The following is a 14,083-nucleotide window of genomic DNA, read 5'->3' on the forward strand; positions in this document are numbered from 1 at the left end:
TGAGACGAATGCGTACCTGGTTGGGCATCGACTTCGGAACGTCCGGGGTGAAGGCGATCCTCGTCAGCGAGGACGGCGACGTCGTCGAGCGCGGGCATGCCGAGTATCCGTCGTCGGAGGTCGGTGCCGCTCACGAGCAGCAGGCGGCGGACTACATCCACGCCATCCGAGACGCCATCTCGCACTTCGAGACGGAGCCGGACGGCGTCGGGATCGTCGGGCACACGCCCTCCCTCGTCCTCGCGGCGGAGGACGCGACAGCGGCCCGGCCCGTCATCACGTGGCGAGACGGCAGGCCGACGGCGGAGGCCGAACGCCTCAGGGGGTCCTTCGGCAGCTCGCTGGAGGTCTTCGGGGTGGACAACCTCTGGGACGTCAGCCAACTGCCGGCCAAGCTGCTCTGGCTCTCCAGCAACGATCCGCAGGCGCTCGCATCCACGGAATGGCTGCTGACGCCGAAGGACTACATCGGCTTCCGGCTGACCGGAGCTGCGGCGACCGATGCCTGGTCCAGCAAGGGGCTGTGGTCGATCGCGGAGGGCCGTCCGTCGCGCGAGGTGTTCGCCGCCGCGGGAGTCGACGAGGCCCTGCTGGCGCCCGTGCTCGACCCCTGGGAAGTGCTCGGCACGACGACGCCGGCGGCCGCCGCCGAGTTCGGGCTGCCCAGCGGGTGTCCTGTCGTCGTGGGGTGGAGCGACGCCATGGGCGGCATGCTCGGAATCGGTGCCGCAGCGCTGCCCAGGGGCTTCGTCCTCGCCGGCACGTCGGACATCGTCGGCCGCTCGTTCGCAGCCGACGAGGCCACGAAAACGGGTGTCTACCGCGTGCCGGCGTCCTGCAGCCCGATCCCGATCGACTACGGTCCGACGCAGTCGAGCGGAGCGAGCCTGCTCTGGCTGTCCCGGCTCACGGGGAGAACCCCGAGCGAGCTGGTCTCGGCGGCCGCCGGCGCCGCGGAGACCGATGCGGTGTTCCTGCCCTACCTCCGTGGCGAGCGGGCTCCGCTCTGGGATCCCTCGGTGCGCGCCTCCATCAGCGACATCGCCGAGTCCGACGGGGTCGCGGAGCTGGCACTGGCCACGATGCGCGGGGTGGGCCTCAGCAACCGGCACGTGCTCGACGCCTGCGGGCACCTGGGGGCCGGCGAGCCCGTGCACCTCGGCGGCTCCGACGTCGGCAGCCCCGGCTGGAGCCGCGCCCGCTCCGAGGCGCTCGGCGTCGATCTGGTGATCCACCTCGAGCCGCAGCTCCCTGCGCTGGGGGCGGCGATGCTCGCCCGGAGCGGGGCGACGGGGGAGCCGATCGCCGAATCCTACCGGCGCCTCGGCGCTGACGTGCGCGTGGTCCGGGCGGAGGCGGCCGCCGACGCCGCGGCCCGCCGTCGCTACTCGGCGTATCGACGCCAGGTCGCGGTCGCGACCGGCGATTTCTCGCTCGACTCTTGACACGGGAAAATCTCGACGATAAACAGTTAACAATCAATAGTTGGCCAATCCATGAGATTGAGGCGTCAATGACAAAGTCGTCAGACCCCAGAGCGAACACTCCGGCGCAACCCGGATTCACCATCAGCCGCCGATCGGTCCTCGGACTCGGCGCGACCCTCGCCGCAGCCGGCGGCCTGCCGATGTGGGGCCCGCTCGCCGGCGCCCCTGCTGCCGCCGATGCGCCTCCGACCATCCTGTCGATGTCCGATCTGCTGAGCACCCCTCCGTTCTCGTTCACCTACGACGGCGTCAGCTCGACCGGACTGCTCGCGTCGTGGCCCAAGACGACCTCCACGAGCACCCTCGCCGACGGGCGACAGCGGCACACCGTCACCTGGACGGCGCCAGACGGCCTGCAGGTGCAGTGGCTGGGCGACGCGTACCCGGGCTACACGACCCTGGCGTGGACGGTTCACTTCACGAACACGGGCAGCGCGAACTCCAGGCAGCTCGCCGACGTCCTGGCGATGGACGTGACCGTGTCCGCGCTGCCCAGCACCGACTGGACCGTCCGCACCGCCCGGGGCAGCCACGCGGCGAGCGACGACTTCACCCCACTCGACCTGGCGCTGCCCGTCGGCTCCTACCGCGTGTTCACCACGAGCGGAGGCCGGCCCACCGACGGCTCGGACCTCGCGCTGCCCGGCAGCGACTGGCAGTACCTCACCGGCACGGCCGGATCCGGGGCCCCGGGCTACTACAACACCGACCAGCACACCACGACCGCAGCCGGCGCCCGTGCGATGTTCACGTTCACGGGCACGTCGGTCTCGTGGATCGGCCCGAAGAACGTCGACTGCGGCATCGCCGCGGTGTACATCGACGGCGTGCAAGCCGCCGTCGTCGACATGTACGCGACGACCTGGCTCAAGCAGCAGACGCTCTTCAGCTCCGGCCCCCTCCCCGACGCGATGCACACCATCGAGGTCGTGAACACCGGCCGCAAGAACCCGGCGGGCAGCGGCACGCACGTGGCGATCGATGCGTTCTCGTTCCACGCCACCGGCGCGGTCACCGTGGACGACTCCGTCAGCGGCATCAGCTACAGCGGATCGTGGAACACCAGCCCGGGCGGCGGATCGCCCGGCTACTACGAGGGAACTCAGCACTCCAGCTCGGCCGCCGGTGCGAGCGCGAGCTTCACGTTCGTCGGCAACTCCGTCAGCTGGATCGCACCGAAGAACGTCGACTGCGGCATCGGCAACGTCTACATCGACGGCGTGCAGGTCGCCAGCGTCGACCTGTACGCGACCTCCTGGCTCACGCAGCAGACGGTGTACACGTCGCCGGCGCTGACGCAGGACACGCACACCATCCAGGTCGTCAACTCCGGGACGAAGAACGCAGCGGGCACGGGGACGTTCGTGCCGATCGACGCGTTCGTCTACACCTCGAGCGGCCCGACGATGGTCGACGACACCTCGTCGTCGATCGCCTACAGCGGGTCGTGGAACACCAGCCCGGGCGGCGGCTCGCCCGGATACTTCGGCGGCACGCAGCACTCGAGCTCGGCGGCGGGGGACACCGCGACCTTCACGTTCAGCGGCACAGGCGTGACGTGGATCGGCCCGAAGAACATCGACTGCGGCATCGCCGACGTCTACCTCGACGGCGTCAAGGTCGCGACGGTCGACCTGTACGCGACGAGCTGGCTCAAGCAGCAGACCCTCTACTCGGCAGGGCCGTTCGCCGACGGCGCGCACACCCTCACGATCGTGAACACGGGCACGAAGAACGCGGCGGGAATCGGAATCCTCGTTCCGATCGACGCCTTCGAGTATGTCTCGACGGGCGTCGACACGATCTACAACGACACGGACGGTGCGATCAGCTACGGCCCGGGCGCCGCCAATGCGACGGCCATCGCGAACGGCTGGCCGTTCTGGAACCTGGATCTCGTCGGAGCCGGCCTGGTCTGCGCCCTCGGCTGGCCCGGGCAGTGGGGCGCGGAGATCAAGCGCACCGATGCGACCACGGTGAGACTCACCGGCGGCATGACCGTCCTCGACGGGCTCGGCAACGGGCAGGAGCTCGCGACGCTCGGACTCACGAACCTCTGGCTGGCCGCCGGTGAGAGCATCCGCACCCCGATGGTGGTGACCCAGCCGTGGGATGGAGGCGACGCGAAAGACGCCCTGGCCGGCTGGCGCCGCTGGATGCTCGGCTACCACGTGCCGCGAGCCGCCTCCGGCACGGGGCCGGCTCAGCCGCTCGCCACCACGCAGGCGAACGACTACTTCCCCGGCCAGACCGACACCGCCAACGACGAGCTGACCTGGATGAACGCCTACGGCACTCACGGCGCGACGGCCGGGACGGGCGGCATCCAGGATCACTGGTGGATCGACGCCGGCTGGTACCAGACGTCGACCGACTGGACCCCCGTCGGAACCTGGTCACCGGACAGCACCCGCTTCGCGAGCGGACTGAAGCCCGTGACCGACCGCGCCCGCGCGCTGGGAATGGCGGCCATCGTCTGGTTCGAGCCCGAGCGCGTCATGCCGGGAACGGACATCGCGACCAACCACCCGACGTACCTGCTCGGCGCCAAACCGGGCGACACGCAGTGGGGCGGGCAGGCGTATCTGTTCGACTTTGGCAACCCGGCAGCGCTCTCGTGGGCGAGCAGCTACTTCAGCGGACTGATGACGACCCTCGGCGTCGACTTCTACCGCGAGGACTTCAACATCCGCCCACTGCCGTACTGGCAGAACGCCGACCCGACCGGGCGGCTGGGGCTGACGCAGGCGCACTACGTCGACGGGCACCTGCAGTTCTGGGCGGCCCTGCAGGCCGCTCACCCCGGGATGCTCATCGACAGCTGCGCGAGCGGCGGCCGGCGGCTCGACGTGCTGACGCTGCAGTACGCGATCAACCTCCTGCGCAGCGACGACGTGCTCGACGCCACGTCCAACCAGTCGCATGTCGCGGCGCTCACGCCGTGGGTCCCCATCCACGGCGGCGCCGTGCGGGCGACCGGCTCAGCGGACGACGCCTACAACCTCCGTTCCGGCTTCGGGCCGGTCTATCACGAGGCGCTCGCCGCGACCGACCCGGCGGCGCCGTGGTCGACGCTGAAGGCGTTCGCCTCCGAGTGGTCCTCCATCAAGCAGCACTACGTCGAGGACTTCTACGCCCTCACACCTCCGAGCGACTCGGACGACCGCTTCGTCGCCTGGCAGCTCGGCGGCGCGGCGTCCGGTGCCGTGCAGGCCTTCCGGCGGCCGTCCAACGGGGCGGCGCATCAGACGGTGCGGCTGCGCGGACTGACCGGGTCGAGCGTCTACCGGCTGGCGGACCTCCGCTCGGGGAGCACCTGGACGCAGTCCGGGAGCTCGCTGATGTCGGACGGGCTCACCGTGCAGCTGCCCGCCGCTCCGCTCGCGACGACCATCACCTACGTGACCCCGTGACCCCACCGGGACGAAACGGGTTCCACTCGGAAAGGGGAACGGCTTGCTCGGTCTCACCATGGACAAGCTCGTCATCATCGCTGTCATCGCGGTGTTCCTCCTCGGGCCCAAGCGGCTCCCGGTCGCGGCGCACTGGCTCGGCCAGGCCGTCCGCTCGATGCGGAGGTTCGCCGACACCGCCAAGGAGCGCGCCCGTGAAGAGCTCGGCGACTCCGTCGACGAGATCGAGTGGACCAAGCTCGACCCCCGGCAGTACGACCCGCGGCGCATCATCCGCGAGGCGTTGAGCGATCCGCCGGCGGGGAGCGATCCCCGTCGCGAGCTCGAGAACTAGCCACTGCACGACCACATCACCACACAGAAAACGGAGACTCTCATGTTCGCTGGACTCACCGGATGGCACCTGCTGATCATCCTCGCCGTGATCCTGCTCCTCTTCGGAGCGGCCAAGCTCCCCGCTCTCGCCAAGAGCGTCGGGCAGTCGATGCGCATCTTCAAGGGCGAGGTCAACGAGATGAAGAAGGACGGCCCCGACGGTGATGCCGTCGCAGACGTCCCCACTCAGCCGTAGTCGCATGGCCTCCACGAAGCGAGGCACGAACCGCGAAGGCCGCATGACGCTGTCCGAGCACTTCGTCGAGCTTCGCAAGCGGCTCTTCCGGTGCGCCCTCGCGGTCGTCGTCGGAGCCGTCATCGGCTGGCTCCTGGCCGGCCCGGTCATGGACGTCGTGCGCGGGCCGATCACCGCGATCGCGAAGGAGCAGGGCCGGGAGGCGATGCTGAACTACGACAGCGTCACCGGCGCGTTCGACCTCCGGATGCAGGTGGCGATCACCGTCGGCATCGTCATCTCGAGCCCGGTCTGGCTCTGGCAGATCTGGGCGTTCTTCGTTCCCGCGCTCAAACGCACGGAGCTCAGGTACGCCCTCGGGTTCTTCTTCACCGCGGTTCCTCTGTTCATCGCGGGAGGAACGGTCGGCTGGCTGCTCGTCCCCCACATCGTGAGCCTCCTGACCGGCTTCGCTTCGCAACAGGACTCGGCCATCATCGCGGCCAAGACCTACTTCGACTTCATCATGAAGCTGGTGATCGCCGTGGGGGTCGCCTTCGTGCTGCCGGTGTTCCTCGTGCTGCTGAACTTCGTCGGTGTGCTGAGCGCGAGGGCGATCATCGCGTCGTGGCGCTGGGCGCTCATCCTGATCGCCCTCTTCACGGCGATCGCGACGCCGTCCGCCGATGTGCTCTCGATGTTCCTCCTGGCGATCCCGATAGCGGGGCTCTACTTCGCCGCGTACGGGGTCGCCGTGATCCATGACCGTCGGGCGGTCAGAGCGGCCGATCGCCTCGAAGCGGAGATCGCGACCCTCGGCCGCCTCGAGGGGTGACGACCCGCCGCGGGAAGGCGGCGGAACGGGGAACCTGCCGTCGTGCCACGACGCGCCGCACTCCGACCTACGGGCGGCTGATCGCCTCGATCCACGGCCCGATGCCCGAGGCGACCGTGTCGAGGATGCCGAGGTGGGTGGCCCCGGGAACGATCGCGGTCGTCGCGTGCGGGGCGTGGCGGGCGTAGGCGACCAGGCGGGTCGGATCGAACACCTCGTCGTCCGCTCCGACCCAGACGCCGACGGGCTGCCGGATCCGGGCGAGGGTGCCGGCCGCGTCGACGGGGTTCTGCGCGATCGCCATCTCGGCCGTGTAGCGGTCGACGAGGTGCGCCCCGGCGATCTGGCCGGCCGTGTAGGCGAACCCGACGGCAGGGGCGTGCGCGTCGAGGAGGCCGTCGGTGACGGTGGCGGCGATGAGTGGTCGCTGGCACACCGTCGCGAAGTCGGATGCGTCGGAGTCGATCTCGGTGCCGGAGTGCAGCCCGAAGTCGGGCGCGACCAGAACGTAGCCGGCGACCTCGTGCGCGATCGCGGGGACGGAGTTCAGGACGACGCCTGCACCCGCCGAATGACCGCCGACGAACTCGGGGATGCCGGGCTGTGCGCGGTGGACGTAGTCGACGGCGGTCTGCTCGTCCCGCTGCAGCTGGTGAACGCTCGGGGTGTCGCCGCGTGCGCCGCCGGAGGCGCCGTGACCCCGGAGGTCCACGAGGTACGTCGCGATCCCGTACTCCTGGTCGAGTTCGCGAGCGAGCGGGAGGTAGCCCGCGGCGCTGTTGGCGCCAGAGCCGTGGGAGAAGACGAGGCTCGCGACGGGGTGGGCGGGAACGAAGGCGTAATACGCGATCCGGGTGCCATCGCTCGCGCTCAACGCGCCGGTCGGCGCGGGTGCGCCGGCGGTCGTCTGCGTGTCGTCGGTGGTCAGGCCGCTGTGTGAGGGTACCGGGAACGAGCACGGCACGAGAGCGGCGGCGACGCCGGTCCCGAGTCCGGCGGTGAGCACGCCCAGGCAGACGACGACCGCCGCCAACGTGGCGCGAGCGGTGCGACCGATCAGCAGCGCGCAGCCGATCGCGGCGACGCCCACGACGAGCATGGCGACGGCGAGAACGTGCGGGCCCACCCCCTGCGGAGCATCGGGGCCGAAGCCGATGATGCCGCGCAGCAGCAGAAGCACGCCGCAGAGGGCGAGGAGCACCCCGCCTGAGGCACGAAGGACGGGATGCGATGAGCGCGCGGAGCGGGTGTTCGAGGTCACCACTCCTGTCTACGTGCGCCGCGCACGATCCGGCTCCCCCCGCGGGTGGAGGCCGGGTGGAGGTGTCCCGATCAACCGGTCAACGAGTCGAGGTGGCGGGTCAGGATCCTCGTGGCGTAGCCGGTCGCGTCGGCTCGCGGTTCCCACAGCAGCTGGAGGGCGAGCCCGTCGAGGAGGGCGTGGAGGCGCTCCGCCTCGAGTTCGGCGTCGCTCCCCGCCGAGAGCGCGTCGCACCGTGCGAGCTCGGCCACCGCGGACGTGCACGCCCGGCGCACATCCTGCGACAGGCTGACCACACTCGGCTGCAGGGTCGCGTCGGTGAGTGCGAGGCTGCCGAGCTGCAGTTGGGCGACGAACTCGACCCGGCGGGTCGCATCAAGCGGGAGGAGCTCGAGGAGGAGCGCGAGGACGAGCGTGGTGCCCTCCCCGCTCAGCGCAGCGATCCGCGTCGCCACCGCATCGCGGATCCGGTCGAAGCAGAACTGGCGCAGGGCGTCCTGTGTCGGGAACGCACGGCGCAGCGAAGCGGTGGCGATACCGGCCTCCGCGGCGAGGTTGCGGACCGAGAGTGCCGCCAACCCGTCGCGCGTCAGCACGCGGATCGCGGCACGGGCGATGACGTCGTTGCGTTCGTCGTGGTCGATCAGGCGCGGCATCTCACCCCACCGCCTGACCGGGTGCCGGCTTCTTCGGCCACAGCGTGTAGCTCACGGCCCAGAGCACGTCGATCCCGAGCACGATCCCGAGCAGGGGGAACAGCCCGAGCAGCTCCTCGGTCCGCTCCGGTGCGCCGACGATCAGGACCAGGCCCCCGACGATCGCGCCCGCGATCGCCACCGCGAGCAGCGTCCGCGCCGCGTCCTTCCAGCACGCGATCGTGTACGCCGCACCGACCGGCTTCGGCCGCGGCTGCGCGCCACGGAACCGGGTGGCGAACTTCGCATCCGCCCAGGCGATCATCCGATGCCCGTAGGCGACGGAGATGCCGATGTACAGGGCCGCCAGCCCGTGATGCCACGACGCGGTCCCGCCGCCGAGCAGGTCGATCGCCACGAAGCCCAGCAAGAGGAGGTCGATCACCGGAGCGAGGAACACCAACGCCATCCCCAGCCGCGGCCTCCCCGCCAGATAGCGGACCGCGAGCCCGCCCAGCAGTGCCACCCAGAACGCCACTTCGCACACGACGATCGCTACCAAGACCATGGTCGTTAAAGTAGCACAGTTGTGCTAATTCATGGGTGGCGCTGCACCGTTGGCCGGCCCTCGGAGGCACCTGCAGCTACTTCACCGAGCCCGCCGTGAGCCCGCCGACGACCTTGCCCTCGATGAACGCGAAGAGCACGATCACCGGGATGGTCGCGATGACCGAGCCGGCGAACAGGTGCCCCCAATCCACCTGATACTGACCGATGTAGGCGTTCAATGCGACGGTGAGGGGCTGGTTCTCCGGAGTCGTCGTCAGGGTCAGCGCGACGAGGAACTCGTTCCAGGTTCCGATGAAGGTGAAGATGAGCGCGGTGACGATCCCGGGCATCGCCAGCGGGATCGTGATCCGCCGGAGCGCTCCCAGCCGGGTCATCCCATCGAGGAGGGCGGCCTCCTCCAGCTCGACAGGGATGGAGGCGAAGTACGCGTTGAGGATCCAGGTCGCGAAAGCGAGGTTGAACCCCGCGTTGACCAGGATCAGGGCGGCGATCGAGTCGATCAGGTTGAGGCTGAGGAACTCGCGGTAGATGCCGACGAGCATCGCCGCGGGCTGGAACATCTGGGTCACCAGCACCAGTAGGAGGAACGCGCCGCGCCCGCGGAACCGGTGCCGGGCCGTGTAGTACGCGGCCGGGAGGGCGACGGCGAGCACCAGGAGTGTCGCTCCGCCCGCGACGATGAGGCTCACGCGCAGGTTGGTCGCGAGGCCGGTCGACCAGATATCGACGAAGTTCGACCAGTCGAGGGCTGTCGGAAGGTAGGTCCTGGCGGAGAGCTCGTTCGCGGGTCGCAGGCCGGAGATGACCATTTCGGCGTACGGGAGCACGAAGACGATCGCGACGAGGTAGGCGACCGTCGCCAGGACGATCGTGCGGCCGGTCGCGCGCCGCCGACGGGATCGCGTCGCGCGCGGCGCCTGGGAGGTCTGCGGCGCGGACGACGGCGTGGACAGCAGAGTGGTCGCCATCTCAGTCGGCCTCCCTCGAGGATCGGTTGATGCGCAGGAACAGCAGCACGACCACGATCACGAGGGCGAAGTTCACGATCGACATCGCGGCGGACTCGCCGATGTCGGACTGCTTGAGCTGGTACATGAAGGTCGTCGTGGTGCTGGTCTCATAGCCGGGGCCTCCGCGCGTCATCGTCCAGATGATCGGGAAGGAGTTGAGCACGTTGATGACATTGATGAGAAGGGCGACGAGGAGGGCAGGCCGCAGGATCGGCAGGGTCACCGAGAGATAGATGCGCCAGCCGGAGGCGCCGTCCATCCTGGCCGCCTCGTTCACCTCGTCCGGGATGGCCTGCAGACCGGCGAGGATGGCGTAAGTGGTGAACGGGATCGAGACGAACGTCGCGACGACCATCATCCAGGGCAGCGCGGTCGCCGGGTTGCCGAGCCAGTCGGCCTCGCGAGTGTTGAACGCCTTCAGCACGCCGATGTCGTGGAGGAAGACGTTGATCACACCGTTGTTCGAGTTGAGAGCCCAGCGGAACACGATGCTCGTCATCATCACCGAGGCGGCCCATGGCGCGATCAGCGCGAGACGCGCGATGCGACGGCCGGGGAAGCGCTGGTCGAGCAGCTGCGCCAGAGCGAGGGAGGCGATCATGGTCGCGGCGACGACGCCGGCGACCCACACGATGGTCCGTGCCACGACACCGGCAAGCGCGGGTTCGGCCAGCAGATGGGCGAAGTTGCGGAATCCCGCTCCGCCCTGCACGAAGCCGTCCGGTCCGATGGTCTGCACGGACGTCTGCACCATCACGACGGCGGGCCAGATCACGACGAAGCCGACGAGCGCGATCGCGGGTCCGATCCAGACGAGCGGAGCGAGCCGGCGTGCGACGCCGACGCGTCGACCGGGCGAGCGCCGTGCCTCGGGCGGCGCGGACCGCATGGGCGCGGCCGGCGCTTCGGGCGCTGCGGAGATGGGAGGGGCCGCCACGGCTGTCACCAGTCCTTCCTGCCGAGCGTGGGACACACGGTTCGACGTCGAATCCGGACACCTCTTGTCGAGGGGGTCTTCGTAGGATATTAATAAATATCCAAGTTGGCAATCAAATTACGTGACGGGACGGGGACGCGTCAAATCGTCGACCCTCCCCCTCCCCTCGCCGACCTCGAAGGAGACGGTATGCGACACAGAATGAGACCACGGACCGCCCTGACGGCGGTGATCGCGGCGGGGGCGCTCGTCGGCTCGATCGTCGTCACGGCCCCGGCGCACGCAGCGGGTTCGATCAGTCCCTCGGACGCGTCGTCACTGGTCACCGTCCGGCCGACGGAGATCTCTGACACCATCACGAACCCGGGCATGGGCTGGGTGTTCATCGACAACGCGATCCCCGGGCACAACGACGAGGGCAGGACGGGGACCTATCCCGACTTCTCGAACGTCGCCGTGCTGTCCGACTGGGCGGAGCTGGAGCCGTCGCCCGGCGTCTACAACTGGTCGATGGTCGACAACGCGATCAGCTACTGGGCGGCCCAGGGCAAGCGCATCCACCTGCGCATCTCGACGGACACCATGGTGATCTATCCCTACAACTACGCGAAGGGCGCGCCGGGCTGGCTGTCGAGCGCTCCGTACAACGTCGGGCTGCAGACCCGGTGCGACGACGCGACGCTCACCCCTCCTGCCTGCCTGCAGCCGAACGGCTCCGCGGGGTTCACGTACACGGTCGCCGACTACGAGAATCCGAACTACATGACGCGCCTGCACAGCTTCATGCAGGCCTTCGGAGCGCACTACGACTCCAACCCGGCCATCGACACGGTCGACCTCCGCGGATACGGCGAGTGGGGGGAGTGGCACAGCGGGCACGACTTCTCCAGCATCGCCGCCCGGGAGTCCACCCTCCAGCAGATCGTCCACGAGTGGTCGACCGCTTTTCCGGACAAGGTGCTCAACCTGTCCGATTCGTACGAGTACCGCGACGGCCCCAACGGGGTCCAGCCGCCCACGGCCAACGCCTCCTCGTACTCGCAGTTCCTGCAGTGGTCGGCGTTCGACTACGCACTGAACAACACGCCGAACGTGACCTTCCGTCGTGACGGTGTCGCCGGCGGCCTGCACGAGTACGACGCGGCTGGGCTGCAGGACGCCTTCCGGAGTCCGCGCCGGCTGCCGACGACCCTCGAGTTCTACGACGGCTACCCGCTACCGCCCGGCTTCCCGTACACGCTCTCGACTCGGTTGGACGAGGCGTTCCGGTTCCACCCCAACTACCTCACGGTCATGGGCTGGGACGGCGACGGGGGTGCGCGTGCCTTCGCCGACAACGAACCCGCGATCATCGCACGGGCGAACAACAACCTGGGCTACCGCTTCGTGCTCACCAAGGCGTCTTACCCGCGTTCGGTCATGGCCGGCTCGACGCTCGAACTCCGTCAGGACTGGGTGAACCGGGCTGTCGGCCGCGCCTGGAAGCAGTATCCGTTGAAGGTGTACCTCACCGACTCCGCCGGCACCACGGTGTGGAGCGGCACGGACTCCGCGTTCGATCAGCGCGACTTCGTCCGCGGGTCGTCCTACCCCGTCTCGTCACGGTTCACGCTCCCATCGACCGTTCCGGCCGGCAGCTACCAGCTCAGGATCGCCATGGTCGACGCGGCGGGCAACCCTGCGATCACACTCGCGATCGCCGGTAAGGACGCGCAGGGCCGCTACCCGATCGGGAACATCGTCGTCGGCTCAGGCGCGGCGGCGACCGCACCGACCGAGTCGTTCGAGGGTGGTTCGTTCGCGGGTTCGTCGTACACGGCGGGTTTCGGGGGGACGTATGGCACGGTGACGTCGGATCCGTCGAAGGTGGTGGCGGGGTCGTACTCGGCGTACGGGTCGACGGCGACGACGACGGACTACTACGAGTTCTTGTATTCGGACACGTCGAAGATCCAGTTGCAGCCGTTGACGTCGTATTCGGTCACCTTCCGGTATCGGCCGTTGGCGGCGCCGGGGTCGGGTGGGGGTTACTACTTCCTGGCCAGGACCGGTGCGGGTGGGAACGCGCATGATGTGGGTGCGACGTCGTGGAATGATCCGGCGGATGGGGTGGTGCGGTCGAAGACGGTGACGTTCACGACGGATGCGTTCGGCGACTATCGGCTGATCTGGGGGCTCCACAACGGCGGGGCGATGTCGGTCGACGACATCACCATCATCGACAACGCCAGGGAGTCGTTCGAGGGTGGTTCGTTCGCGGGTTCGTCGTACACGGCGGGTTTCGGGGGGACGTATGGCACGGTGACGTCGGATCCGTCGAAGGTGGTGGCGGGGTCGTACTCGGCGTACGGGTCGACGGCGACGACGACGGACTACTACGAGTTCTTGTATTCGGACACGTCGAAGATCCAGTTGCAGCCGTTGACGTCGTATTCGGTCACCTTCCGGTATCGGCCGTTGGCGGCGCCGGGGTCGGGTGGGGGTTACTACTTCCTGGCCAGGACCGGTGCGGGTGGGAACGCGCATGATGTGGGTGCGACGTCGTGGAATGATCCGGCGGATGGGGTGGTGCGGTCGAAGACGGTGACGTTCACGACGGATGCGTTCGGCGACTATCGGCTGATCTGGGGGCTCCACAACGGCGGGGCGATGTCGGTCGACGACATCACCATCATCGACAACGCCAAGCTCGCCGACGCGCTCGCGGGTCAGTGGAGTTTCGACGAAGGCACCGGGACGACGACGGCCAGCGTCGACGGCGCCGTCGTCGGAACGCTCGCGGCCGGCGCGTCCTGGGGCGCAGGCCGACGTGGCTCAGGCATCGCCCTCGACGGCGGCAGCGGGTACGTGGCGCTTCCGAACACCGCAGCGCTGCAGCAGGTGCAGGCGGGCGACTACACCCTCTCCGCGCAGTTCAAGGCGAACAGCCTCCCCGCAGGCAGCGGATCGGCCAACAACGCCGACTACGGGATCGTCATGAAGAGCGGCTTCAACCTGGGCCTCTACTTCGACAACCAGGGGCACTTCCACATGGTGCACCTGCTGTCCGACGGAAGCAGTGCCGACGCCCAGTCCTCGAGCAGGTACGCGCCGGGAGGCTGGCACTCGGTGACAGGTGTCGTGAGCAAGACCCTGGGAACGGTCGACCTCTATGTCGACGACGTCTGGCAGGCGACGGCGCGATTCACGCCCGGCGCGACCGCACGCGACTACGGGACGCAAGGCTGGAACATCGGTATCGGCATCCCTGGCGGGACGTCGTACCGCTGGGCCGCGGACGGCGTGGTCGACGACGTCCGGATCTGGAGCAAGGCCGTCGCGGACACCGACGTGTTCGCGATGGATCGCGGCTACTAGCCGGGCGCGCGAATGCGGGGTGGGGAAT

The 14,083-nt window shown here is 68.9% G+C and carries 11 protein-coding genes; 6 read left to right on the forward strand and 5 right to left on the reverse strand.

All coding sequences use genetic code 11. The features are described from left to right. Positions 1–8: 8 nt before the first annotated feature. The 5 genes from KNO15_RS19050 to tatC all read left to right on the forward strand — a co-directional run bounded on the left by KNO15_RS19050 (position 9) and on the right by tatC (position 6,285). On the forward strand, positions 9–1,445 hold the full coding sequence (locus KNO15_RS19050; RefSeq protein WP_241705393.1) for a xylulokinase: 1,437 nt from the start codon (positions 9–11) through the stop codon (positions 1,443–1,445). Positions 1,446–1,513: 68 nt separating this feature from the next. After that, the gene (locus tag KNO15_RS19055; RefSeq protein ID WP_241705394.1) at positions 1,514–4,900 is read left to right on the forward strand and encodes an alpha-galactosidase; all 3,387 of its coding nucleotides are present in this window, start codon (positions 1,514–1,516) and stop codon (positions 4,898–4,900) included. 43 nt (positions 4,901–4,943) lie between these two features. Next, positions 4,944–5,234 (forward strand): twin-arginine translocase TatA/TatE family subunit, encoded by a 291-nt coding sequence (locus KNO15_RS19060; protein WP_241705395.1) that lies wholly within the window; start codon positions 4,944–4,946, stop codon positions 5,232–5,234. A 42-nt stretch (positions 5,235–5,276) separates the two neighbouring features. Beyond that, entirely contained in the window at positions 5,277–5,471 is a 195-nt protein-coding gene (gene tatA / locus KNO15_RS19065) for a twin-arginine translocase TatA/TatE family subunit (protein ID WP_241705396.1), read from the forward strand. Between the two features lie 43 nt (positions 5,472–5,514). Further along, positions 5,515–6,285: a twin-arginine translocase subunit TatC gene (gene tatC / locus KNO15_RS19070; RefSeq protein WP_374113193.1), complete on the forward strand. Its 771-nt coding sequence runs from the start codon at positions 5,515–5,517 to the stop codon at positions 6,283–6,285. 67 nt (positions 6,286–6,352) lie between these two features. Here the strand turns inward: tatC and KNO15_RS19075 are convergent, their stop codons facing one another. The 5 genes from KNO15_RS19075 to KNO15_RS19095 form a co-directional block, all read right to left on the reverse strand. Then, on the reverse strand, positions 6,353–7,546 hold the full coding sequence (locus tag KNO15_RS19075; RefSeq protein WP_241705398.1) for an alpha/beta hydrolase: 1,194 nt from the start codon (positions 7,544–7,546) through the stop codon (positions 6,353–6,355). Between the two features lie 71 nt (positions 7,547–7,617). Next, on the reverse strand, positions 7,618–8,202 hold the full coding sequence (locus KNO15_RS19080) for a TetR/AcrR family transcriptional regulator (RefSeq protein WP_241705399.1): 585 nt from the start codon (positions 8,200–8,202) through the stop codon (positions 7,618–7,620). Between the two features lies 1 nt (position 8,203). Next, positions 8,204–8,749: a hypothetical protein gene (locus tag KNO15_RS19085; protein WP_241705400.1), complete on the reverse strand. Its 546-nt coding sequence runs from the start codon at positions 8,747–8,749 to the stop codon at positions 8,204–8,206. A gap of 76 nt (positions 8,750–8,825) precedes the next feature. Then, the gene (locus KNO15_RS19090) at positions 8,826–9,719 is read right to left on the reverse strand and encodes a carbohydrate ABC transporter permease (protein ID WP_241705401.1); all 894 of its coding nucleotides are present in this window, start codon (positions 9,717–9,719) and stop codon (positions 8,826–8,828) included. Position 9,720: 1 nt separating this feature from the next. Then, positions 9,721–10,707, reverse strand: coding sequence for a carbohydrate ABC transporter permease (locus KNO15_RS19095; RefSeq protein WP_241705402.1), 987 nt, complete (start codon positions 10,705–10,707; stop codon positions 9,721–9,723). 192 nt (positions 10,708–10,899) lie between these two features. Here KNO15_RS19095 and KNO15_RS19100 point away from each other — a divergent pair, with 192 nt between their 5' ends. Further along, a complete protein-coding gene (locus KNO15_RS19100; RefSeq protein ID WP_241705403.1) occupies positions 10,900–14,055 on the forward strand; it encodes a LamG-like jellyroll fold domain-containing protein in 3,156 nt (1,051 codons plus the stop codon). Positions 14,056–14,083 lie beyond the last annotated feature (28 nt).

Origin of the sequence: Leifsonia shinshuensis, from assembly GCF_022606355.1 — a bacterium.
In the GTDB taxonomy this organism is placed as follows: Bacteria; Actinomycetota; Actinomycetes; order Actinomycetales; family Microbacteriaceae; genus Leifsonia; species Leifsonia shinshuensis_B.